25 protein-coding genes are annotated in these 20,776 nt (G+C 59.5%); 14 read left to right on the top strand and 11 right to left on the bottom strand.

The genetic code is table 11. The features are described 5' to 3' along the window. The first annotated feature begins 44 nt into the window (after positions 1-44). Complete coding sequence (locus Z947_RS0104795) at positions 45-1,067, top strand: aspartate-semialdehyde dehydrogenase (protein ID WP_025043181.1); 1,023 nt, start codon at positions 45-47, stop codon at positions 1,065-1,067. Between the two features lie 53 nt (positions 1,068-1,120). Here the strand turns inward: Z947_RS0104795 and Z947_RS22255 are convergent, their stop codons facing one another. Genes Z947_RS22255 through Z947_RS0104775 form a run of 4 tightly spaced genes read right to left on the bottom strand, consistent with a single transcriptional unit; the run spans position 1,121 to position 3,912 of the window. Beyond that, positions 1,121-1,912 carry a hypothetical protein gene (locus Z947_RS22255; protein ID WP_025043180.1) on the bottom strand — a complete coding sequence of 264 codons (792 nt, stop codon included), beginning with the start codon at positions 1,910-1,912 and terminating at the stop codon, positions 1,121-1,123. Positions 1,913-1,947: 35 nt separating this feature from the next. Continuing rightward, positions 1,948-2,259 carry a P-II family nitrogen regulator gene (locus tag Z947_RS0104785; protein WP_025043179.1) on the bottom strand — a complete coding sequence of 104 codons (312 nt, stop codon included), beginning with the start codon at positions 2,257-2,259 and terminating at the stop codon, positions 1,948-1,950. Positions 2,260-2,262: 3 nt separating this feature from the next. Then, positions 2,263-3,249: a sodium-dependent bicarbonate transport family permease gene (locus tag Z947_RS0104780; RefSeq protein ID WP_025043178.1), complete on the bottom strand. Its 987-nt coding sequence runs from the start codon at positions 3,247-3,249 to the stop codon at positions 2,263-2,265. A gap of 12 nt (positions 3,250-3,261) precedes the next feature. Continuing rightward, complete coding sequence (locus Z947_RS0104775; RefSeq protein ID WP_025043177.1) at positions 3,262-3,912, bottom strand: carbonic anhydrase; 651 nt, start codon at positions 3,910-3,912, stop codon at positions 3,262-3,264. Between the two features lie 150 nt (positions 3,913-4,062). Between Z947_RS0104775 and Z947_RS0104770 the strand changes: the two genes are divergently transcribed. The 3 genes from Z947_RS0104770 (at position 4,063) to Z947_RS0104760 (ending at position 6,664) form a co-directional block, all read left to right on the top strand. Beyond that, complete coding sequence (locus Z947_RS0104770) at positions 4,063-4,440, top strand: hypothetical protein (protein ID WP_025043176.1); 378 nt, start codon at positions 4,063-4,065, stop codon at positions 4,438-4,440. 71 nt (positions 4,441-4,511) lie between these two features. After that, on the top strand, positions 4,512-5,894 hold the full coding sequence (locus tag Z947_RS0104765) for a leucyl aminopeptidase family protein (RefSeq protein WP_025043175.1): 1,383 nt from the start codon (positions 4,512-4,514) through the stop codon (positions 5,892-5,894). Then, positions 5,891-6,664: a C40 family peptidase gene (locus tag Z947_RS0104760; RefSeq protein ID WP_025043174.1), complete on the top strand. Its 774-nt coding sequence runs from the start codon at positions 5,891-5,893 to the stop codon at positions 6,662-6,664. The genes Z947_RS0104765 and Z947_RS0104760 overlap by 4 nt, the downstream gene beginning before the upstream one ends. Before the next feature lie 83 nt (positions 6,665-6,747). Here Z947_RS0104760 and Z947_RS0104755 read toward each other — a convergent pair whose 3' ends face one another. Then, on the bottom strand, positions 6,748-7,095 hold the full coding sequence (locus Z947_RS0104755; protein WP_025043173.1) for a DUF2794 domain-containing protein: 348 nt from the start codon (positions 7,093-7,095) through the stop codon (positions 6,748-6,750). Between the two features lie 116 nt (positions 7,096-7,211). On the opposite strand from Z947_RS0104755, the gene paaI reads away from it, so the two are divergent. Both paaI and paaK read left to right on the top strand, forming a co-directional pair. Next, positions 7,212-7,652, top strand: a complete 441-nt coding sequence (paaI, locus tag Z947_RS0104750; protein WP_025043172.1) for a hydroxyphenylacetyl-CoA thioesterase PaaI — start codon at positions 7,212-7,214, stop codon at positions 7,650-7,652. Beyond that, positions 7,649-8,959, top strand: a complete 1,311-nt coding sequence (gene paaK, locus Z947_RS0104745; RefSeq protein WP_025043171.1) for a phenylacetate--CoA ligase PaaK — start codon at positions 7,649-7,651, stop codon at positions 8,957-8,959. The genes paaI and paaK overlap by 4 nt, the downstream gene beginning before the upstream one ends. 3 nt (positions 8,960-8,962) lie before the next feature. Here paaK and Z947_RS0104740 read toward each other — a convergent pair whose 3' ends face one another. Both Z947_RS0104740 and Z947_RS0104735 read right to left on the bottom strand, forming a co-directional pair. Next, positions 8,963-9,256: an I78 family peptidase inhibitor gene (locus tag Z947_RS0104740; RefSeq protein WP_025043170.1), complete on the bottom strand. Its 294-nt coding sequence runs from the start codon at positions 9,254-9,256 to the stop codon at positions 8,963-8,965. Continuing rightward, on the bottom strand, positions 9,253-9,891 hold the full coding sequence (locus Z947_RS0104735; RefSeq protein ID WP_025043169.1) for a TetR/AcrR family transcriptional regulator: 639 nt from the start codon (positions 9,889-9,891) through the stop codon (positions 9,253-9,255). Before Z947_RS0104735 ends, Z947_RS0104740 begins: the two co-directional genes overlap by 4 nt. A 130-nt stretch (positions 9,892-10,021) precedes the next feature. Between Z947_RS0104735 and mbfA the strand changes: the two genes are divergently transcribed. From mbfA to Z947_RS0104700, 7 genes are all read left to right on the top strand, one after another. Continuing rightward, positions 10,022-10,996, top strand: a complete 975-nt coding sequence (mbfA, locus tag Z947_RS0104730; RefSeq protein WP_025043168.1) for an iron exporter MbfA — start codon at positions 10,022-10,024, stop codon at positions 10,994-10,996. Positions 10,997-11,033: 37 nt separating this feature from the next. Then, on the top strand, positions 11,034-11,963 hold the full coding sequence (locus Z947_RS0104725; protein WP_025043167.1) for an AEC family transporter: 930 nt from the start codon (positions 11,034-11,036) through the stop codon (positions 11,961-11,963). 25 nt (positions 11,964-11,988) lie between these two features. Continuing rightward, positions 11,989-12,822, top strand: a complete 834-nt coding sequence (gene fghA, locus Z947_RS0104720) for an S-formylglutathione hydrolase (protein WP_025043166.1) — start codon at positions 11,989-11,991, stop codon at positions 12,820-12,822. 3 nt (positions 12,823-12,825) lie between these two features. Beyond that, positions 12,826-13,278 (top strand): YaiI/YqxD family protein, encoded by a 453-nt coding sequence (locus Z947_RS0104715; RefSeq protein ID WP_025043165.1) that lies wholly within the window; start codon positions 12,826-12,828, stop codon positions 13,276-13,278. A gap of 66 nt (positions 13,279-13,344) precedes the next feature. Next, entirely contained in the window at positions 13,345-13,965 is a 621-nt protein-coding gene (locus Z947_RS0104710) for an HAD family hydrolase (RefSeq protein ID WP_025043164.1), read from the top strand. Continuing rightward, positions 13,962-14,879 (top strand): ornithine cyclodeaminase family protein, encoded by a 918-nt coding sequence (locus tag Z947_RS0104705; RefSeq protein WP_025043163.1) that lies wholly within the window; start codon positions 13,962-13,964, stop codon positions 14,877-14,879. The genes Z947_RS0104710 and Z947_RS0104705 overlap by 4 nt, the downstream gene beginning before the upstream one ends. Continuing rightward, positions 14,876-15,802: an alpha/beta fold hydrolase gene (locus tag Z947_RS0104700; RefSeq protein ID WP_025043162.1), complete on the top strand. Its 927-nt coding sequence runs from the start codon at positions 14,876-14,878 to the stop codon at positions 15,800-15,802. The genes Z947_RS0104705 and Z947_RS0104700 overlap by 4 nt, the downstream gene beginning before the upstream one ends. Here the strand turns inward: Z947_RS0104700 and Z947_RS0104695 are convergent. After that, complete coding sequence (locus tag Z947_RS0104695; protein WP_025043161.1) at positions 15,799-17,040, bottom strand: MFS transporter; 1,242 nt, start codon at positions 17,038-17,040, stop codon at positions 15,799-15,801. The genes Z947_RS0104700 and Z947_RS0104695 overlap by 4 nt on opposite strands. Positions 17,041-17,174: 134 nt before the next feature. Between Z947_RS0104695 and zapE the strand changes: the two genes are divergently transcribed. Then, positions 17,175-18,233 carry a cell division protein ZapE gene (gene zapE / locus Z947_RS0104690; protein WP_025043160.1) on the top strand — a complete coding sequence of 353 codons (1,059 nt, stop codon included), beginning with the start codon at positions 17,175-17,177 and terminating at the stop codon, positions 18,231-18,233. Here the strand turns inward: zapE and Z947_RS0104685 are convergent. From Z947_RS0104685 to accD, 3 genes are all read right to left on the bottom strand, one after another. Further along, positions 18,230-18,421 (bottom strand): hypothetical protein, encoded by a 192-nt coding sequence (locus tag Z947_RS0104685; protein ID WP_025043159.1) that lies wholly within the window; start codon positions 18,419-18,421, stop codon positions 18,230-18,232. The genes zapE and Z947_RS0104685 overlap by 4 nt on opposite strands. A gap of 106 nt (positions 18,422-18,527) precedes the next feature. Beyond that, positions 18,528-19,802: a bifunctional folylpolyglutamate synthase/dihydrofolate synthase gene (locus tag Z947_RS0104680; protein ID WP_025043158.1), complete on the bottom strand. Its 1,275-nt coding sequence runs from the start codon at positions 19,800-19,802 to the stop codon at positions 18,528-18,530. Next, positions 19,799-20,746, bottom strand: a complete 948-nt coding sequence (accD, locus tag Z947_RS0104675) for an acetyl-CoA carboxylase, carboxyltransferase subunit beta (protein ID WP_025043157.1) — start codon at positions 20,744-20,746, stop codon at positions 19,799-19,801. Before accD ends, Z947_RS0104680 begins: the two co-directional genes overlap by 4 nt. Between the last annotated feature and the right edge of the window lie 30 nt (positions 20,747-20,776).

Here is a 20,776-nt window from a genome sequence, read left to right as displayed (position 1 = left end):
GGTGTATGTGCGCCGCACCACCCCTTATATAACGGAGAAATAAGATGGGTTATCGCGTCGCCGTCGTGGGCGCCACTGGCAATGTGGGCCGCGAAATGCTGAACATCCTGGCTGAACGCCAGTTCCCTGTGGACGAGATCGTGGCCTTGGCCAGCCGTCGTTCCTTGGGGACGGAAGTAAGCTTTGGCGACAAGACGTTGAAATGCAAAGACCTTGATACGTTTGATTTCACGGGATGGGACATGGCCTTGTTCGCTGTGGGCTCTGAAGCGACCCAGAAATACGCCCCCGGTGCCGCCAAGGCAGGCTGTGTGGTGATCGATAACTCGTCGCTGTATCGCTATGATTCCGACGTGCCGCTGATCGTACCCGAAGTGAACCCGCAAGCGGTGCATGATTACGCCAAGAAAAACATCATCGCGAATCCCAACTGTTCGACCGCGCAGATGGTTGTCGCGCTCAAGCCGCTGCATGATCGCGCGACGATCAAACGCGTCGTTGTCAGCACCTATCAATCCGTGTCCGGTTCCGGCAAGGAAGGTGCAGACGAGCTTTGGGATCAGACGAAGTCGATCTATAATCCCACGTCCGATGTGCCCCCGAACAAGTTCACCAAGCAGATCGCGTTTAACGTGATCCCGCATATTGATGTGTTCATGGAAGATGGGTCGACCAAAGAAGAATGGAAAATGGTCGCCGAGACGAAAAAGATCGTCGACAAAAACATCAAGGTTACTGCGACCTGTGTGCGCGTGCCCGTGTTCGTTGGTCACTCCGAAGCGATCAACATCGAATTCGAGGACCATCTGGACGAAGACGAAGCCCGCGATATTCTGCGCGAAGCGCCCGGCATCATGGTGATCGACAAGCGTGAAGACGGCGGATACGTCACACCGGTGGAATGCGTCGGTGACTTCGCCACCTTCATCAGCCGCATCCGGCAGGACAGCACGATTGATAACGGGCTGAACCTGTGGTGCGTATCGGACAACCTGCGCAAAGGTGCGGCATTGAACGCGGTTCAGATTGCCGAACTACTGGGTCGTGAAGTACTTAAGAAAGGGTAACACCCTTTCACCCGCCTGAATTTCAAATCGCCCCTGCCCAACGCGGGGGCGTTTTACGTTTCAGTGGGCAAGGGCCGCCATTCGGTATCAATCACCTCGAACTCCGGCGCATCGTCATTCTGGACGACCGGATTCTCCTTTATCCATTGCTGGCCATGCGGATGTCCGGGCATCGGTGCCCCGAACCGTTTCACCAGCTTGCGGTACCGGAACCCGACCGCGGCCGTATTGCACAGATGCCGCCCGTCTTTTTCGCCGTATATCGCCAGCCCCGTTCCCTGCGCGCGCAGATAATATCCCTGTTTTCGCAAACCCTCCGTCAGGGCAGCCCAATCAGGTGCCGTTTCAAATAGGGGGGCCAAGTGGTGTTTCGGTGGCGCAGTTCCGCAAGGTTCCGGTGCTGGTTTGCCCAAAGGGCCGGTATCAAAACACTGACCCAAGGTGCCGTGCGGATGGCCGGGCATCGCCGCGCGAAAGCGGCGCACCAAAATCCCATAGCCAAACCCGAGTTCGGAGCCTTTGCAAACGCGGGTGCCACAGGACCGCTTGTACAGCGCGATGCCGCCCCCTGCCGGTCGCAACTCGTATCCGTGGCGGGCCAACCGCGCGGCCAGATCACGCCACCCCGTCGCTTCGGCAAAATCACGGGCGAGGAGCGCTTGAAGAGCGGCGACAAGCGCGTCTTCCGCCCGATTGGACGGTTTTGGATGCAGGCGGCGCGCGACTTCTTTCGCAAGCAGGTGCCGCACCAGATGCCCGATTGTGACATCCTGACCCGACGCAACGACGCCTGCATCATCCAGCAACTTTGGCGGCAATTTCAAGGTTACGGTTTCCAGCTTCATACCGGAAGACTGAGACCGAATCAGTTAATGCCGCGTTAAAACCGTTCCGCCCGCAGCACATCACAATCACTGACCGACACGACGCCAATATGGCGCTCCACCACGGCAAAAGCACCGTCCAGCAGATCATCCAGCCGTTCCGGTTTGATAATGCACACCACCTGCACCATGCCCGATGCGCGACTGACCTGACCGGACCTGCTCCATGCACCTGATTTACCGGCCCCCCCCAGAACGGGCAGCACGGTATAGCCTGTCACACCTGCCTTGGTCAGCGCATCGGTCAGGCGCGATTGCATGACAGCTTCGATCGTAATTTCGACCCTTTTCGCGCGATGGGTTTGCATCGGTTAGCCTCCGGTCACGGCTTGGGACACTGCCACATAAAGCGGAATACCAAGCGTCAGGTTAAACGGGAATGTTACGCCCAGCGACAGTGTCAGATACAGCGATGGGTTCGCTTCCGGCAATGCCACACGCATGGCGGCAGGCACGGCAATGTAAGACGCCGAGGCCGAGAGCACCATCATCAACGCAATTCCCCCGCTCGACAGGCCCAGCGCCATTGCAAAGCCAAGCCCGATGGCCGACCCGATCAGCGGCATCAGCACACCAAAGGCCAGCACCGCCGGGCGCAAGATCTTGCTGCCCTCGCGCAGCCCGCGCCCCGCGACCAGCCCCATATCCAACAGGAACAGGCACAAGACCCCCTTGAACGGTGACACGATGAAACTGGATATTTCTGCAAGCCCGTCTTCGCCCGTGGCCCAGCCGATAACAAACGACCCCACCAACAACACAATCGACCCGTTCAACATGATTTCCCGCAGCAAGGCGCTGTCCATGCCCTTGTTGCCGTCCGCACTGCCGCCTTTGGCCACCAGCCAGAGGGCGGACAGAATTGCGGGGGCTTCCATCGCGGCTGCGACCGCGACCATAAAGCCCTCATATCCTACGCCGCTGCTCTCCAGAACCGATGTGGCCGCCACAAAAGTCACGATTGAAATGGACCCGTAATGTGCCGCGACCGCTGCCGCATCCAGCCGGTTCATCTGTGTCATCAACCGCAGCAGGGCAAAGGCGATGAGCGGCAGCACAGCAGACAGAACCACCCCCGCCAACAGCGCCAGCCCGAGGGTGGCGTCAATCCCATGCGCCGCGACGCTGACGCCGCCCTTGAACCCGATAGCAAACAGCAGATAGATCGACAGCCCTTTGGCCACGGCTTCGGGAATGCTAAGATCCGAGCGCGCCAGCGCCGCGGCAACACCCAGCACAAAACACAGGATAATCGGCGAGATCAGGTTCTCCGCCGCCAGAGACAGCAATTGCTCCATGGAAACTTCCCCTTAAACGGTGTGGAATTTTCCGGTTTCGGGGTTGTAATGTTCCAGCCCGCCTTCACCGATATCCGTCCACAACCCATGCAATGTCAGCTTGCCCTCGTTCACCAATGACTCCACCCACGGGAAGGTCATCAGGTTTTCCAACGACGTCACAACCGCATCTTTTTCAAGCGCGCGCATCTGTTCTTCGGGGTCCTGAACATCTGCAACCGCCTCATAACGCGGGCGCAGGATATCCATCCAGCGGCCGACAAAACTGTCCTTTGCTTCCAGTTCCGGCGCATGGCCTTTGCACATGTCGATACAGCCCTTGATGCCACCGCAATTGGAATGGCCCAGCACCATCAGGTTACTGACCTTAAGCACCCGCACCGCGTATTCCACAGCCGCTGACGTCCCGTGATGGTCACCATCGGGTTCATAGGGCGGCACCAGATTGGCAATATTGCGGTGAATGAAAAATTCGCCCTGATCTGCGCCGAAAATCGACGTCACATGCACACGGCTGTCACAGCAGGAAATCACCATCGCGCGGGGGTGCTGCCCGTCACTGGCCAACCGTCGATACCACGCTTTATTGTCGGCATAGCCGGTCGCTTTCCAGCCGTGATAGCGTTGCACCAGGTAGCTTGGCAGCGGTTTCACTCGATCCAGCATTGGGAGTCATCCTTGTTTAAGTTCAGACGGGGGTATCCTAATTTTTCGACAGTTTCGAGAGAAAATGCATCCCGCCCTCAACCATTTCATCATCACTTGGGTGCAGAACACCAACAGCCGTGGGGGCTGATGTAAGGGTGAATAAACATGCAGGTTCTGCAAATTAAACCGATGGAAAGCGTAAGCGTCGATCAGGATCGACTTGGTGCGCTTTATTCTCAACTAGGTGCGGCCAGTGCCGAGGATGTGGTCTGCCGCGCTCTCGAAGAACTGGCGCTGCGCATGTCTCATTGCGAAAGCCTGTTTCGCGAGGCGCATTGGGAGGAATTGCGTAAAAACACACGGTCGCTGATTGCCATTGCGGACCAGATCGGCATGCGCGCCCTCAGCAATGTGGCCTGCGACGTCACCACCTGTATTGATCAAGGCAACGGTGTAGCCATCGCCGCCACCCTGTCACGCCTGATGCGGGTCGGGGACAGATCGCTTACGGCTGTTTGGGACATTCAGGATATCACAATCTAGAACAAGGCCCCATTGCGGGGGCGCGCAAAAAGCGTAGGTTGACCGAACCCGATGTTACAAACAGGTCCACCATGCCCCTTTCCTTTGCCCCCTACAGCGACACCACCATCCCCTTGCATGTCTTATCAGAAGAGCAGCTTGATGCCTGGCTGGGAACACAACCCGAAGCCACGCAAAACGCGCTGGCTTCACAAGGGTTTACCGGTGCACTGGGTCAAACCGCCAGCATCGCCGGGCAGGATGGCCTCCCGCTTATGGCCGTGGCCGGATATGGCACCGCTGCGGCGCGCCGACGCGGCCGGTTTCACCTCGCGGGGGCGGCGGCGAAATTGCCCAAAGGCGACTACCGCATCACCAGCGATCTGGATCCGGGCACGCTGGCGGTCGAAGCACTCGGCTGGCTCCTCGCCAGCTACCGGTTTGATCGCTACCGCAAGCAACCACCGCTGCTGGCACGGCTGGTGGCCCCCGAAGGGATCAATGCCCCCCGCATCGAAGCGCAGGCCAATGGCGAGGCGCTGACCCGCGATCTTATCAACACCCCCGCCAACGATATGGGGCCACCCGATTTGGAACAGGCTGCGCGGGATCTGGCCGACCGGCAGGGCGCAGTCATCACCGTCATCACGGGCGATGATTTGCTCGCACAGAATTTCCCGCTGATCCACACGGTCGGGCGCGCTGCGGATCGTGCCCCGCGCCTGATCGACATGCGCTGGGGCGATACCGGCCCCAAACTCACGCTTGTCGGCAAAGGCGTATGTTTTGATACCGGCGGGCTGAACCTGAAACCCGGGGCCTCCATGGGGCTGATGAAAAAGGACATGGGCGGTGCTGCCGCCGTTCTGGGACTTGCCCAGATGATCATGACGATGGGCGTACCCGTGCAACTGCGTGTGCTCATCCCTGCGGTGGAAAACGCGGTCGCAGGCAATGCCTTCCGCCCCGGCGACATCCTGACCTCGCGCAAGGGTCTTACCGTTGAAATCAACAATACCGACGCCGAGGGGCGTCTGGTGCTGGCCGACGCCCTTGCCCTCGCGGATGAGGAACAGCCCGATCAAATCATCTCAATGGCAACCCTTACCGGCGCGGCCCGTGTCGCCGTTGGCCCCGACCTCGCCCCCTATTTCAGCGATGATTCCGCATTTGCCAGCGCCCTCGAAACGGCCGCCCTCAAAGAATGCGATCCCGTCTGGCGCATGCCCTTTCATACTCCTTACGAGGCGATGATCGAACCGGGCATCGCCGATCTGGACAATGCGCCAAAAGGCGGCTTTGCCGGTTGTATCACCGCCGCCCTGTTCCTGCGCCGCTTTGTCAGCGACAGCCCTTATGCGCATTTTGACATCTACGGCTGGCAACCCGCCGACGCGCCCGCGCGGCCCAAGGGCGGCACCGGCCAAGCCACTCGCGCGCTTTTTGATGCCCTTCCCGCGCTGTTGAAACTGTGAGCGATCCGCGCCTGACACCGGACCCCGCGACTGTCACGCAGGACACACCGGCGCAAATCGCCCGTCCCGTCGTGGACCTGTGCCGCGCCCCTTCCGGCCCGCGCGACCGCCAATTGCTGTTCGGCGATGTCCTGCGCCTGCTCGATACAGCTGCCGGATGGTCCTATATTCAGGCGGAAAAAGACGGCTACTGCGGCTATATCTCCTCTGACAGTCACGGCACCCTTACCACGCCGACGCATTATGTCAGCGCGCCCGCGACCCATCTTTACAGCGACGCCGATTTCAAATCACCCGACCGGATGCGCCTTAACCACACCAGCCGTGTCACCGTCACCGCGCAATCCGGCAGGTTCGCAAAAACCAGTGCAGGGTTCATTCCTGCCGCGCACCTCACCCCAATGGACCAGCACCAAACAGACCCCGCTCAGGTGGCGGCGCTTTACCTCGGCACACCGTATCTTTGGGGGGGCAACAGCCGCGATGGCATCGACTGCTCCGGCCTAGTCCAAGCCGCACTATTATCCTGCGCCATCCCCTGCCCCGGCGACAGCGACATGCAGATGACACTCGGCAAAAGCGCCGACGGCTCCTATCGGCGCAATGATCTGCTGTTCTGGAAAGGCCACGTGGCGCTGGTTACCGACGGTGACACCCTGATCCACGCCAACGCCAGCGCAATGGCCTGCGTCTACGAACCCATCGCAACCGCCATTGCCCGCATCGCAACCCAAGGCGACGGGCCGGTTAAAGCACACCGTCGGCTATAACCGCCTCTTCCCCCTCTTTTTGGCCTTATATACTGTCCGCACCTTCAGCCGGACACCGTCTGTGGCGTTTACGCGCCGCTGCGCTAATCCACGGCACGGATCAGTTTACGCTCCAACACCCGCAACACAGCCCGCAAATCCCCGCCGCGCTTCAACACCTGACCGCCGGCCCCGATCACCGCATACTCCCCTTGCTTGTTGCGCAGTTTGGGGCGCTTTTCGATCCGGTACAACGGCACTTCCGCTGTACGGCGAAAAACCGAAAACACCGCGACCTCGCGTTGGTGGGAAATACCGTAATCGCGCCACTCCCCCGCGGCGACCATCCGACCATAAAGTGACAGGATCACCGACAGTTCGGTGCGGTGAAACGCCACCTGTTCGGGCGGGCGTTCGAACGGCGTGGCATTCGGGGGAAGGTGCATTGTCATGTCTTCACAGTTGCGCTGTTTCGTAATCAGATCAAGAGGAGGGACAATCAAATTTGTTGAAAGCGTTACAGAAAAGTGCAAATGTCCGAAATTATGAAACATGAAAGCAGCCGCAGATGACACCGCAAGACCGTGCACGCAAATCCGCCGACCTGATGTTTGCATCTGACTCTGCCTCGCGCGGGCTTGGAATAGCGATCACAGATATTGGCCCCGGTCACGCTGTTTTGCAGATGAAAGTGCGCGCCGACATGCTGAACGGACATGGCATTTGTCACGGCGGTTTCATCTTTACACTGGCCGACAGCGCCTTCGCTTTTGCCTGCAACAGCTACAACCAGCTTGTCGTCGCCCAGCAGAACCAGATCACCTATGTCGCCCCCGGTCAGGAGGGCGAAATGCTGACCGCAACCGCCACCGAAACCTCCCGCACCGGGCGTTCCGGTGTGTATGACGTGACAGTGACGGGCGAAGACGGCCGCACCGTCGCCTTGTTTCGCGGCCTGTCCCGCACGATCAAAGGCCAACATTTCGACGAAGAAGGAACCCCCGCATGAAAGACCTGACCCCCGCCCGCGACACGCTGGATGCCATCGAAATCGCCAGCCGTGACGAGATTGCAGCCCTGCAATTAAAGCGGATGAAATGGTCCCTGCGCCACGCCTACGACAACGTGCCGTTCTACAAGAAAAGCTTTGATGACGCGGGCGTGCATCCTGATGATCTGCACGATCTGTCCGATCTTGCGAAATTCCCCTTCACCGTCAAAACCGATCTGCGCGACAATTACCCGTTCAAAATGTTCGCCGTTCCGCGCGAACAGGTCGCTCGCATCCATGCCTCTTCAGGCACCACCGGCCAGCCCACCGTTGTCGGTTATACCCAAACAGATCTTGATAACTGGGGGTCGGTCGTGGCGCGCTCGCTGCGGGCCGCTGGCCTGCAACGCGGCGACATGCTGCACAACGCTTATGGCTATGGGTTGTTCACAGGCGGTCTGGGCATTCATCTGGGGGCGGATGCGCTTGGCCTGTCGACCTATCCCATCTCCGGCGGCATGACCCCCCGTCAGGTGCGCCTGATCGACGACTTCAAACCCAAGGGCATCACCGTCACCCCGTCCTATTCCCTGTCGATCCTTGATGAATTCGCCGCCCAAGGGCTGGACCCGCGCGACAGCTCGCTTGAAGTCGGGATTTTCGGCGCTGAGCCTTGGACCAACGCCATGCGCCACGAAATCGAACAGGCCTTTGATATGCATGCCGTTGATATCTATGGCCTGTCCGAGGTCATGGGACCGGGCGTGTCGATGGAATGTGTCGAAACCAAAGACGGGCTGCACATCTGGGAAGACCACTTTTACCCCGAAATCATCAACCCGGAAACCGGTGAACCCGTGGCCGAAGGCGAACAAGGCGAACTGGTCTTTACCTCACTGACCAAAGAGGCGTTTCCGATCATCCGGTATCGCACCCGCGACCTGACGCGGCTATTGCCCGGCACGGCGCGTTCCATGCGGCGGATGGAAAAGGTGACGGGGCGCAGCGACGACATGATTATCCTGCGCGGCGTGAATGTCTTTCCGACCCAGATCGAAGAGGCGCTGATGGCGACCAAAGGCCTTGCGCCGCATTTCCAGATCGAGCTGTCACGCCCTGACCGGATGGACCAGATGCGTGTGCTTTGCGAATGCGCCGACGCCAGCGTGAGCGCAGAGATGCGCGAAACCGCAGCCAAGGCTATGTCCGCCCATATCAAACAAACCGTCGGCATCAGCGTCAAAATCGAAGTGGCCGATGTGGGCGGCGTGGCCCGCTCCGAGGGCAAGGCCGTGCGGATCGTGGACAACCGCCCGAAAGGGTAACGGTTAGCCGCAATCAATCGCGATGATCGTATCCGTGTCATCCAGTTTGATGTTCAACCGCGCCGGATTGAAATCAGTCGTCACCGGATCGCCTAAGCGGTAGGTGCGTTTCGGATCGGGCAAGGACAGGTCAACCACCGCGTCCTGCCCAATCAGGTTCTGATAGGCGGCCGCGTTACACGTATCCGGCCCGCTGGCTGGCTGCGCAGTGCCCGCCGGTTTGGACATCGGCGCGGCCGTACATCCCGCCACCACGACCAGCGCCATCACCGGACCTGCATAAAATACATTTTTCATCTGCTTTCTCCTTCTAATTCCGTGCCGTAACGGGCCATGAACATATCGACCGCGCCCTCGACGACGCGGGTAATCTCTGCTTCCGTCACCGATTTGCTGACCCCGAAAATCAGGCGCGGCCAGATGTCTGCTTTGCAAAGCTCGCCGAACTGGTCCGCCGCAAGCATGTAATCGTCAACCTTCAACACGCCGCGGGCTTCGGCGGCTTCAAAATACTCTGCCATTTCGCTTTGCATCATGACAGGACCCGAATTGTAGAAACTTTGCCCGATCGCTGGAAACCGGTCGGATTCCGCGACGCACATGCGAAACACCTGCAACCCGAATGTCGAGGTGATGAACCGCAGAAAATGATACGCCGTTTCGTACAGAACTTTGCGCGGGGCCGCGTCCATATCAATATGATCCAACGCCTCCTTGGCCTGACGGGCACATTCGGCCGTAGCAACCTCCATGAACAACACACGTTTGTCGGGAAAATAACTGTAAAGCGTGGCCTTGGATACCGCTGCGACCCGCGCGATTTCATCCACGCTCGCCCCTTCAAAGCCGTCCGCCAGGAAGACGGCCCGCGCCCCTTCCAGAACCTGATCATACTTGCGGCCCTTGCGGACCTGAGGAGTGGAAAGGGACATGAATGCTCCGCGGTGGGTAAAAAATAGAATATAAACCGTTTCGTTTAGTTCCAAGCCTTAATCCTACGTAACCCCCTTGCAGCAGGCGAACTTTGAATTTAGAATTATTCTAAATAGCAGGGGTATGCCGATGCGTTTTTCGTTCAACAGGAAGCGGTTCAAGGATCTGAGCGAGCAGGAAGTGCTGGCGCTTGCCATTTCATCCGAAGAAGACGACGCGCGGATCTATCGCGGATATGCTGAAACGCTGCGAGCTGAATACCCCGACTCTGCGGCAGTATTCGATGGCATGGCCGCCGAAGAGGACATCCACCGCCAGCGCCTGATTGATCTGCACCTGCAACGTTTTGGTTCCGTGATCCCGCTGATCCGGCGCGAACATGTGTCGGGCTATTACGCACGCCGCCCTGTCTGGTTGATCGAAAACCTCGGGCTTGAACGGATCAGAACCGAAGCCGCCGCAATGGAACGCGATGCGGAACGTTTCTATCTGGCCGCTGCCGCGCGCACCAAAGACGCGGCAACCCGCAAATTGCTCGGCGATCTGGCCGCTGCCGAAGCCGGTCACCAGAACACCGCCACCGACCTGTCTGCACAGCATCTGGACCCCGATAGCGCTGCCGCCGAGGATGATCAGGAACGCCGCCAGTTCCTGTTAACCTGGGTACAGCCGGGGTTGGCGGGATTGATGGACGGCTCTGTTTCGACCCTTGCGCCGATCTTTGCCACCGCTTTCGCGACGCAGGACACGTGGACGACCTTCCTTGTCGGTCTGGCCGCTTCTGTCGGCGCGGGCATCTCGATGGGCTTTACCGAAGCGGCCTCTGACGATGGCTCCCTTTCTGGGCGCGGCTCGCCTTGGAAGCGCGGATTTGCCTCCGGCATCATGACCACATTGGGCGGGTTGGGCCACGCGCTGCCCTATCTGATCCCCGATTTCTGGACGGCCACCACCGTGGCTTTTGTCGTGGTGTTTGTCGAACTCTGGGCAATCGCGTGGATCCAGAACAAATACATGGACACCCCGTTTTTCCGCGCCGCCTTACAGGTTGTTCTGGGCGGTGCCCTTGTCTTTGCCACGGGTGTGCTGATCGGGTCGGGATAGGCTTGCACGTGCTTGGTTTGCTGGATACTCCTGAACCATGCTCGCGATCTTTCTGAAAACATTGCCGTTCTTCGCCCTGATCGGGTTGGGTTTCTGGGCAGGCCGCACCCGCTTTTTCACCGCAGAGGCGACGGCATACCTTACGAAATTCGTGTTCTACTTTGCCCTGTCGGCCATGCTTTTCCGGTTTTCGGCCAATCTGTCGATGGCCGAGCTTTGGGATACGCGCCTTTTCGCGGCCTATCTATGGGGCACCGCATTCGTCTATGGCATCGCCACCATCGTCGGGTTCCTGCGCGGGCTCGACATTCCCACCACCGCCATCGAAGCCCAGTGTGCGGTCATCGGCAACGCCGGTTTTCTGGGCGTGCCAATGCTGACCCTGCTGCTGGGACCAGAAGCGATCGGCCCCGTCCTGTTGGCCTTGGCCATTGATCTGATTGTATTTTCCAGCCTCATCGTCATTCTCATCACCGGTTCACGGGATGGACAGGTCAGCCTGCGCATGCTGCGCAACATCGGCGTTGGTCTGCTGAAGAATCCGATGATCGTGGCGATCTCGGCCGGGTTTCTGTGGTCCGGCCTGCAGATCCCGATCCCCGATCCGATGAACGATTTCCTTGCCATCCTTGGCGGTGCCGCGACCCCCGGTGCGTTGTTTGCCATCGGCGCTTCGCTGGCCTTTACCGCCCCTGACAACATGCCCGTCGCCGGTTGGCTGACCTTTTGCAAACTCGTTCTGCATCCGCTGTTCGTCGGGTTTGCCGCCCTGTTCCTGTTCGGCGTTGATCCGTTCAAGGCCGGCGTCATCATTGCCGTTGCGGCCCTTCCTGTTGCGGGCAATGTCTATATGCTGGCGCAGCATTATGGTGTCGCACCGGTGCGGGTTTCGACCGCCATCCTTGTGTCGACCGCCATCAGCATTCTTACCGTCAGCCTTGTTATCGGCTGGATCACCACCGCCTGAACCGCTTTTCGCAAAGGACAACCCGATGAAAACCATATCCGAGAATGCCAGTTTTGGCGGCACACAAGGGGTCTATTCCCATGCCTCCACCGCCTGTAACTGCGAGATGACTTTCGGCCTGTTCCTGCCCGCCGAAGCGCGCGATGGCCCCGTGCCGGTGCTGTGGTATCTGTCGGGTCTGACCTGCACCCACGAAAACGCCATGAACAAAGCCGGTGCGCAAGCATGGGCGGCAGAGCATGGCATCGCGGTGGTCTTCCCCGACACCTCGCCGCGCGGCGATGATGTGGCCGATGACGAGGCCTATGATCTGGGCAAAGGTGCCGGTTTCTATGTGAACGCCACCCAAGACCCTTGGAAGCCGCATTTCCAGATGTGGGACTATATCGCCGAAGAACTGCCCGCCTTTCTGGGCGCGCATTTTGCGCTGGATATGGATCGCCAAGGCATCACCGGCCACTCGATGGGCGGCCATGGCGCTCTGACGCTGGCGATGAACCTGCCCGGACGGTTCCTGTCGGTTTCCGCCTTTGCGCCCATCGCCAACCCCACGGGCAGCGATTGGGGCCGCAAACAACTGACCGCATATCTGGGCGAGGATGACGCCAAATGGGCCAAACACGACGCCAGCCTGCTGATGGCCGATGTGGGTTTTGACGGCCCTGTCCTGATCGACCAAGGGACCGCTGACCAGTTCCTTGACCTCTTGAAACCCGAAGCCTTGGCCGCCGCCCTCGCAACCAAACGCCAGCAAGGCAGTTTCCGCATGCAACCGGCGTATGATCACAGCTATTTCTTCGTCTCTACCTTCATGGAAGACCACGTCGCCTTTCACGCCGAAGCGCTGTACGGGGGCTGATCAATGACCGCCCTTTACATCGACGCCGACGCTTGTCCGGTCAAAGCCGAAGCCGAACGCGTGGCGACCCGCCACAAGATCCGCATGTACGTGGTGTCCAACGGCGGGCTGCGCCCGTCACAGAACCCGCTGGTGGAAACGGTGATCGTGCCGGATGGACCCGATGTGGCGGACATGTGGATCGCAGAGCGTTGCGGCACAGGCGATGTGGTGGTCACCGGTGACATTCCGCTGGCCGCAAAATGCGTCGAAGCCGGCGCAAAAGTCCTGAAACATAACGGCGAGGCCTTGACCGCAGCCAACATCGGCAACGTACTGGCGACCCGCGATCTGATGACTGATCTGCGTGCCGCTGACCCGTTTCGCCAGGGCGGCGGCAAAAGCTTTACCAAAGCGGACCGGTCGCGGTTTCTGGATGCGCTGGAGCGCGAGCTGCGCGCAGCGGCACGGTTGTGATCGTTTTCTTCAAAAGAAACCGGCCGGAAACTTCAAAAGTTTCCGCACCCGAACGGAGATGACAGAATGACACCTCAAGCCGTGGTTTTCGACATCGGAAACGTGCTGATCGAATGGCAACCGGAACGCTTTTTCGACAGCGTTATCGGCGCGGACCGCCGCCGTGCGATGTTCGCCACCGTCGATCTGCATGCCATGAACGATCGCGTCGACAGTGGTGAAACCTTCCGCGATGTCATTATCGAAACCGCGCGCGCCACGCCGGAATGGCACAATGAAATCATGCTCTGGCATGACCGCTGGCTGGATATGGCATCCCCCGCGATTGACCATTCCGTCCGGTTGATGGCCGCCCTGCAATCACGCAATATACCGGTCTTTTCCCTGACGAATTTTGGCATCCAGACCTATGAACTTGCCGCCACGCGTTACCCGTTTTTACGCCAGTTCGACCGCGATTTCATCTCGGGGCACCTTGGCGTCATCAAACCCGATGCCGCCATCTATGCCGCTCTTGAAGAAACCAGCGGCCTTCCCCCGCGGGCCCTGCTGTTTACCGACGACCGCATTGATAACATCAATGCCGCCGCGCAACGGGGCTGGCAAACCCATCACTTCACAGGCCCGCAAGGTTGGGCCGACCGGCTTGTCTCGGCAGGCCTGTTAACCAAGGACGACGCAACATGAGCATTCCCATAATCCCGTTCACCGAAGGCGAAGCTGTGCTGGACTGGATCGGCCTGACCGATGCGCTGGCGTCTGGTCACACCCGACCAAAGGCAGAAATTGGCGATACGTTTCTCTATCGCGGCAAGGACACATTGCTCAGCCGCGCAGCATGGATTGACGGTCTGGGCATTGCGGTGAAAACCGCCACCATCTTTCCCGACAATCCGGCCAAGGACATGCCGATGGTGAACGGGGGCCTGAACCTTTATGCGGACGGCGACGGCACGCTTGAGGCGATCGTCGACTTCCACCTTGTCACCAAATGGAAAACCGCCGGCGACAGCCTGCTTGCCGCCCGCCGCCTTGCCCGCCCGGACAGCCGCAACATTCTGATCGTGGGCGCTGGCAATCAGGGCCGCGCCTTGCATGCCGCCTATTCTGCGGCCTTTCCCGATGCGACCTTCACCCTGTGGAACCGCAGCCCGGCCAATGCGGAAAAGATGGCGGGTGAATTGCCCAACATCACCGTCGTGCAGGATCTGCAAACCGCTGTGACAGAGGCCGACATCATCACCAGCGCCACCATGTCCACCGATCCGCTGATTAAGGGCGCGTGGTTGCGCCCCGGTCAGCATCTGGATCTGATCGGTGCCTACCGCCCGGACATGCGCGAAGTCGATGACGAAGCGATCCAGTGCGCGCGCGTGTTTGTGGACAGTTTCGACACCACAATCGGCCACATCGGGGAAATCAACATACCACTGGAGGCCGGCACAATTTCGCGGGACCACCTGATCGCAGACTATTACGAACTGGACGCGTTCAAACGGCAAAGCGCGGATGACATCACCCTGTTCAAAAACGGCGGCGGTGCGCATCTGGATCTAATGACCTCGCGCTACATCCTTGACCGGTGGACCGCCCAAGCATGATCTGGCTGCTGCTGGTCCTTGCCCTGATCATCGCAACGCCACTGGTCATCGAACAGCGGCGCCGCGTGATGAATGACACAGCGCGCGGATCAGCCACCGGCAGCTTTGTCGAACTGTCCCAAGGGGTGACCCATTTCGAATGGCACGGGCCTGCGCGCGGGCCGGTGTTGGTCTGTGTGCACGGGCTGACCACCCCGAGTTTCGTCTGGCGCGGCATGACGCGGGCGCTTGTGCTGATGGGCTATCGCGTCTTGACCTATGATCTTTACGGGCGCGGCTTTTCCAGCAAACCCAAAGGTCCGCAGGACCGCGCCTTCTTTGTCAATCAACTGGCCGAACTTCTGGCGCATGAAGGGGTCGGCGATGATCTCACGCTGGTGGGCTATTCCATGGGCGGGGCGATCAGCACCTGTTTCACGCAGGCCTATCCCGACCGCGTGCACCAACTGGTCCTGTTGGCCCCCGCAGGCATGCGCATTCCAGACGGCGGCATCATTGGTTTCATCAGGGATACACCGCTGATTGGCGATTGGCTGGCCCTCGCCCTGTATCCGCGCCAGTTAAAGCGCGGGATTTTGGCCGAACAAAACCTGCCTACATCCGTGCCCCGCATCACCGATTTGCAACTGCGCGAGCTTGAGGTTAAAGGCTTTGTTCCGGCCGTTCTGGCCAGCCTGCGGGGCATCCTGAACGAAAACCTTGCCCCCGATCACAAGGCGATTGCAGCGCGTGGCACACCTGTTCTGGCAATCTGGGGCGGCACGGACGCGGTGATCCACCCCTCCTCTATCGGCACCTTGGCCGAATGGAACCGCGATGCCCGCCACGAACTCATCGACGGTGCCGGCCACGGGCTGACCTATACCCATACCAACGACGTTTTGCGCCTGATGCGCAGCTGGCTCAAACCCCCGACGGTTTAGGCCGTCACCAGCCCTTCAAGCCGGCGTTCGCGCACCGGCAAATGCACCACCGCGCTGAACGCCCCGATGGCCACACCAATCCACCACACGCCCGTATAACTGCCAAAGGCGTCATACATCCGCCCGCCCAACCAGACGCCCAGAAAACTGCCCATCTGGTGGCTGAAAAAGATGATTCCATACAAGGTGCCCATATAGCGCAGCCCGTAAATATGCGCGACCAAACCGGAGGTCAGCGGCACCGTTGCCAACCACAGCGACCCCATCGCGACCGAAAACAGGATCACCGTCACTGGCGTGATCGGGAACATGATAAACAACGCCGCAACGATGGTGCGCCCCGTATAAATGCCCGCCAGCAGATATTTCTTGGAATATCGCTTACCGGCCCAGCCTGCCGCCAAGGTGCCTGCAATATTCGCCAACCCGATCAGTGAAATCGCCACCGCACCCAGCGCCGATGTCGTGGTGATCCCGATGTTATGCAACACCCCACCGGCAAGGATAGGGCCACACATCTCGGTCACAAAGGCCGGGAAATGCGCGGTGATAAAGGCCAGTTGATAGCCACAGGAAAAGAACCCCAGAAAGATCAGCGTATAGGACGGATCCTTGAACGCCTTTCGCAAAATCTGCCCCAGACTTTCCTCCAGCTCTGCCTTGCTGGCCATCGCAGGCGCGCGCATCAGGGGCAATGTCAGGATCAGCGACAAGACCACCGCAGCAAAGACCAAAAACGTGCTTTGCCACGTCAGGAACGTCAGTAGCCATTCCGCCACAGGCGCGCCGAACACCTGTCCTGCACTGCCCGCAGCGGTCACAATCGCCAAGGTCATCGACCGGTTCTCATCACTCGCCGCGCGCCCCACAACCGCAAGAATGACGCCAAAACCTGTACCCGCGATGCCGAACCCCACCAGCCACGCATAGGCCTGATGCTCGACCGGCGTGGTCGAATTGGCCGACAGAACCAGCCCGACAGCATAAACGATCGCGCCGATGATGATCGCCCGCTTGTCACCGATCTTTTCCGCCATGGCACCGAAAATCGGCTGGCCAATGCCCCATGCCAGGTTCTGGATCGCAATCGCCAGTGAAAATTCGGCCCTTAGCCAGTTGAACTCTTGCGCAATCGGAATCTGGAAAACGCCAAAGGACGCGCGCACCGCGAAACTGACCATGATGATCACGCAGCTGACTATCAAAACGGGGGTAAACATCGGGGTGCGTTGGGACATCGGGGCTTCCTTGGAATTGTCGCGCCACGTTAGTCAAAAGCCGCCTGCGGTCAAATCATCCCTTGTGATGCACCTCGCACATTTCGCGATGAGAACCGCTTTCCAAGCCATTCGGATTTACGCTATGGGAGGGCATGACCAGCTTGCGCGAAACCTATGACAGCCTGATTGCCGCCGGCACGCTTCACGCCGATCCGGCGCAAGAATCCGTGCTGCCCGAGTTTGATCGCATCCGCGCGGCCCTGCTGACGCCCGCGAAAAAGGGGCTGTTTCGCAAGGCCCCCGAACCGCCAAAGGGGTTGTACCTGTGGGGCGGCGTCGGACGGGGCAAGTCGATGTTGATGGACATGTTCGTCGAACATCTGGACGGCATTCCCGCGCGGCGGGTGCATTTTCACGCCTTCATGCAGGAAATTCACGCTGCGATGCACGAGGCACGCAAAACCGGCGTTGATGATGCAATTGCACCGGTTGCGGCGGATGTTGCCGCCTCTGTGCGCTTGCTGGCTTTTGACGAAATGCAGATTACCGACATCACCGATGCGATGATCGTGGGGCGCTTGTTTCAGGCGCTGTTTGCCGCGGGCGTTGTGGTTGTCACCACCTCAAACCGCCTGCCCGACGATCTTTATAAAAACGGCCTTAACCGCGATCTGTTTGTTCCATTTATCGAGCTGATCAAGGACAAGATGGTCGTACATGAACTGGCCAGCCCAAAGGATTACCGACAGGACCGACTTGCCGGTACGCAGGTCTATTTCACCCCTGTGAACGCCGATGCGCGCGCCGCGATGGACGCGGTCTGGAACGATCTTGCCGGCGATGCGGGCGCGCCGCTGATCCTGCGCGTCAAAGGCCGCGATGTGGAAATTCCGCAGTATCACAACGGCATGGGGCGTGCGCGGTTTCATGATCTGTGCGGGACGCCACTGGGCCCTGCCGATTATCTGGCGCTGGCCGATGCCGTGCGGGTTCTTTTGCTGGATGGCATTCCAAGCCTGGGGCGCAGCAATTTTAACGAAGCGAAACGCTTTGTGACCCTGATTGATGCGCTCTATGAGGCCCGCGTGCGGCTGATCTGCTCTGCCGCGGCACAGCCCGAGATGCTGTATCTTGAAGGCGAAGGCACGTTTGAATTCGAACGCACCGCCTCGCGTTTGCGCGAAATGCAGGCCGAAGGCTGGGGCGTCTAATTTCCGATCAGCGAAAAGCTGTCGCGCGTGACCTGATCCTGCGGATGGTAGGGCGCATCACCCATATACAACGTCCAGATCCCGCCAGCGATAATCGCCAGTCCGGTCAGTACAAAAACAACCTGCGACATGCCGCGCCTATCGGCCGTTTCAGACGGTTTTCTGGCAGGTTTTTCCTGTCGGTCCATCGCGCTCTTCCTCATGGCATATCAGCTGTCACACCGCAGCGGTGCGCCTGAATTTACAAGGATACTAAGCGCGTTCCGCGCCATCGCGCAAAGGAGCGGCTAAAAATTATCCGTTCTGACGCAAAACTGCACCAGCCAGATAAAGCGAGCCACAAATCAACACCCGCGCCTGTGGGTCCGACGCCACAATTTCCCGCAAGGCTGACGTCACATTCTCTGCTTCAATCGCCTCGATGCCCACTGCGCGCGCAGCGTTTGCGGTTTCTTCTGCCGACAAAGTTGCCGCCTCACCGGGGATCGACACCGCATGCAGGGTCTGCACATGTTGCGCAAGCGGGCGCATATAGCCGGTGACATCTTTCGTGTTCAGCATCCCGCAGATCAGATGCGTCGGGCGTGCACCGCCCTGCGCCAAGACCGCCGCCAAGGCATGCCCCGCCGCCGCGTTATGTCCACCGTCCAGCCACAGCTCTGCGTCCCCTGCAATTTCCACCAAAGGTCCGGTTTTCATGCGTTGCATGCGTGCGGGCCAATAGGCTTGGGTCACCGCCGCTTCGCACGCCGCCGCATCAATGCCAAAATGGCGCAAGGCCGCCAACGCCGCACCGGCGTTTTGCACCTGATGTGCGCCCAGCAGATTTGGCATCGGCAGATCCAGCAATCCGCGTTCGTCCTGATACACCATCCGCCCCGCTTCAACGCCCACATGCCAGTGCTGACCATAGGCCAGCAACGGTGCGCCCTTACGCGCCGCCACCGCTTCGATCACGTCCAGCCCCGCCTCGTCCTGCGGACCCACCACACAAGGCACGCCGCGTTTGATGATCCCCGCCTTTTCGCCCGCGATTTCCGCCAGTGTTTCGCCAAGGTATTGCTGGTGATCCAGCGACACAGGCGTGATCACACTTAGCGCGACCTTATCGGTCACATTGGTTGCATCCAACCTCCCGCCAAGCCCGACTTCCAGCAGTGTGAAATCGGCAGGTGTACGGGCAAACGCATGCAATGCAGCGGCGGTCGTGATCTCGAAATAGGTGATCATCTTGCCGTCATTCGCGGCGTAACATTCATCCAGAACCGCCGTCAGCGCGTCCTCGTCAATGATCTGCCCCGCCAGTCTGATCCGTTCGTGGAACCGTGCCAGATGCGGCGAGGTATAAGCGTGCACCGTCTTGCCCGCCGCCTCAAGTCCGGCGCGGATCATGGCTTGCGTCGACCCCTTGCCGTTGGTGCCCGCCAGATGGATCACCGGCGGCAGTTTTTCCTGCGGGTTGCCCAATGCCTCAAGCAAACGGAACATCCGGTCCAAGGTCAAATCCATGACCTTGGGGTGCAGGGCCATCATCCGTTCAAGGATGACATCCGAATTCTGCGCGGTCATTTTGCGTCTGGTTCCGCAGCCACATCGGCCTCACTCAGCGCATGATCCAACTCGCCCCCTTCCTGCGGGGGGGGCAAATCACCGCGCACGGCCGGGGGCAAACCCAGCAACATGCGGGTGATGTTGATCAATTCATCGCGCAACTGCGTGCGCGGGGTCACGCGGTCCAGCATCCCGTGATCCAGTAGATACTCAGCGCGCTGAAACCCGTCGGGCAGTTTTTCGCGAATGGTCTGTTCGATCACGCGCGGTCCGGCAAAACAGATCAGCGCATTGGGTTCCGCAATATGCACATCACCCAGCATTGCGTAACTGGCCGTTACACCGCCCGTCGTCGGATGGGTCAGCACAACGATATAGGGCAGGTTTGCTTCCTTCAGCATCTGCACCGCCACGGTGGTACGCGGCATCTGCATCAGTGACAGAATACCCTCTTGCATACGGGCACCGCCCGCGGCGGAAAACAGGATCAAGGGCCGCTTGAGCTTTACCGCTTCTTCAGCGGCGGCAATGATCGCATTGCCGACATACATCCCCATAGATCCCGCCATAAACGAGAAATCCTGACAGGCGGCGACAATCGGCGTGCGCCCCATTTCACCGGTGGCGACCAACATCGCCTCGGCTTCGCCGGTGGCTTTTTGCGCGGCTTTCAACCGGTCGGGGTATTTCTTTTGATCCCGGAAATGCAGTGGATCAGGCGTCGGGGCAGGCACGTCGACTTCGACGAAAATACCGCCGTCAAACAATGACGTGAACCGTTCACGCGCACCGATGGGCATGTGATGGCCGCAGTTGGTGCAGACATTCAGGTTGTCGGACACTTCACGGTGAAACAGCATCGTGCCGCAGTCATCGCATTTGGTCCACAGGTTGTCCGGCGTCTCGCGACGCGAAAAGATCGAGTTGATCCGCGGGCGGACATAGTTGTTGATCCAGTTCATACGACGGTCCCTGATACCTTGGTTTGCACT

Origin of the sequence: Sulfitobacter geojensis (assembly GCF_000622325.1) — a bacterium.
Classification (GTDB): Bacteria; Pseudomonadota; Alphaproteobacteria; order Rhodobacterales; family Rhodobacteraceae; genus Sulfitobacter; species Sulfitobacter geojensis.
This window is presented reverse-complemented; position numbering and strand designations above follow the sequence as displayed.

Bases quoted from the DNA above. Each gene is read 5' to 3' on its own strand.
- Z947_RS22255 (WP_025043180.1), bottom strand. From the start codon at position 1,912: ATGAAGCTGGAAACCGTAACCTTGAAATTGCCGCCAAAGTTGCTGGAT.
- Z947_RS0104695 (WP_025043161.1), bottom strand. From the start codon at position 17,040: ATGTCCCAACGCACCCCGATGTTTACCCCCGTTTTGATAGTCAGCTGC.
- Z947_RS0104705 (WP_025043163.1), top strand. From the start codon at position 13,962: ATGAGCATTCCCATAATCCCGTTCACCGAAGGCGAAGCTGTGCTGGAC.
- paaI (WP_025043172.1), top strand. From the start codon at position 7,212: ATGACACCGCAAGACCGTGCACGCAAATCCGCCGACCTGATGTTTGCA.
- Z947_RS0104735 (WP_025043169.1), bottom strand. From the start codon at position 9,891: ATGTCCCTTTCCACTCCTCAGGTCCGCAAGGGCCGCAAGTATGATCAG.
- Z947_RS0104795 (WP_025043181.1), top strand. From the start codon at position 45: ATGGGTTATCGCGTCGCCGTCGTGGGCGCCACTGGCAATGTGGGCCGC.
- Z947_RS0104685 (WP_025043159.1), bottom strand. From the start codon at position 18,421: ATGGACCGACAGGAAAAACCTGCCAGAAAACCGTCTGAAACGGCCGAT.
- accD (WP_025043157.1), bottom strand. From the start codon at position 20,746: ATGAACTGGATCAACAACTATGTCCGCCCGCGGATCAACTCGATCTTT.
- Z947_RS0104780 (WP_025043178.1), bottom strand. From the start codon at position 3,249: ATGGAGCAATTGCTGTCTCTGGCGGCGGAGAACCTGATCTCGCCGATT.
- fghA (WP_025043166.1), top strand. From the start codon at position 11,989: ATGAAAACCATATCCGAGAATGCCAGTTTTGGCGGCACACAAGGGGTC.
- Z947_RS0104785 (WP_025043179.1), bottom strand. From the start codon at position 2,259: ATGCAAACCCATCGCGCGAAAAGGGTCGAAATTACGATCGAAGCTGTC.
- Z947_RS0104770 (WP_025043176.1), top strand. From the start codon at position 4,063: ATGCAGGTTCTGCAAATTAAACCGATGGAAAGCGTAAGCGTCGATCAG.
- Z947_RS0104765 (WP_025043175.1), top strand. From the start codon at position 4,512: ATGCCCCTTTCCTTTGCCCCCTACAGCGACACCACCATCCCCTTGCAT.
- mbfA (WP_025043168.1), top strand. From the start codon at position 10,022: ATGCGTTTTTCGTTCAACAGGAAGCGGTTCAAGGATCTGAGCGAGCAG.
- Z947_RS0104715 (WP_025043165.1), top strand. From the start codon at position 12,826: ATGACCGCCCTTTACATCGACGCCGACGCTTGTCCGGTCAAAGCCGAA.
- Z947_RS0104740 (WP_025043170.1), bottom strand. From the start codon at position 9,256: ATGAAAAATGTATTTTATGCAGGTCCGGTGATGGCGCTGGTCGTGGTG.
- zapE (WP_025043160.1), top strand. From the start codon at position 17,175: ATGACCAGCTTGCGCGAAACCTATGACAGCCTGATTGCCGCCGGCACG.
- Z947_RS0104700 (WP_025043162.1), top strand. From the start codon at position 14,876: ATGATCTGGCTGCTGCTGGTCCTTGCCCTGATCATCGCAACGCCACTG.
- Z947_RS0104725 (WP_025043167.1), top strand. From the start codon at position 11,034: ATGCTCGCGATCTTTCTGAAAACATTGCCGTTCTTCGCCCTGATCGGG.
- paaK (WP_025043171.1), top strand. From the start codon at position 7,649: ATGAAAGACCTGACCCCCGCCCGCGACACGCTGGATGCCATCGAAATC.
- Z947_RS0104680 (WP_025043158.1), bottom strand. From the start codon at position 19,802: ATGACCGCGCAGAATTCGGATGTCATCCTTGAACGGATGATGGCCCTG.
- Z947_RS0104755 (WP_025043173.1), bottom strand. From the start codon at position 7,095: ATGACAATGCACCTTCCCCCGAATGCCACGCCGTTCGAACGCCCGCCC.
- Z947_RS0104710 (WP_025043164.1), top strand. From the start codon at position 13,345: ATGACACCTCAAGCCGTGGTTTTCGACATCGGAAACGTGCTGATCGAA.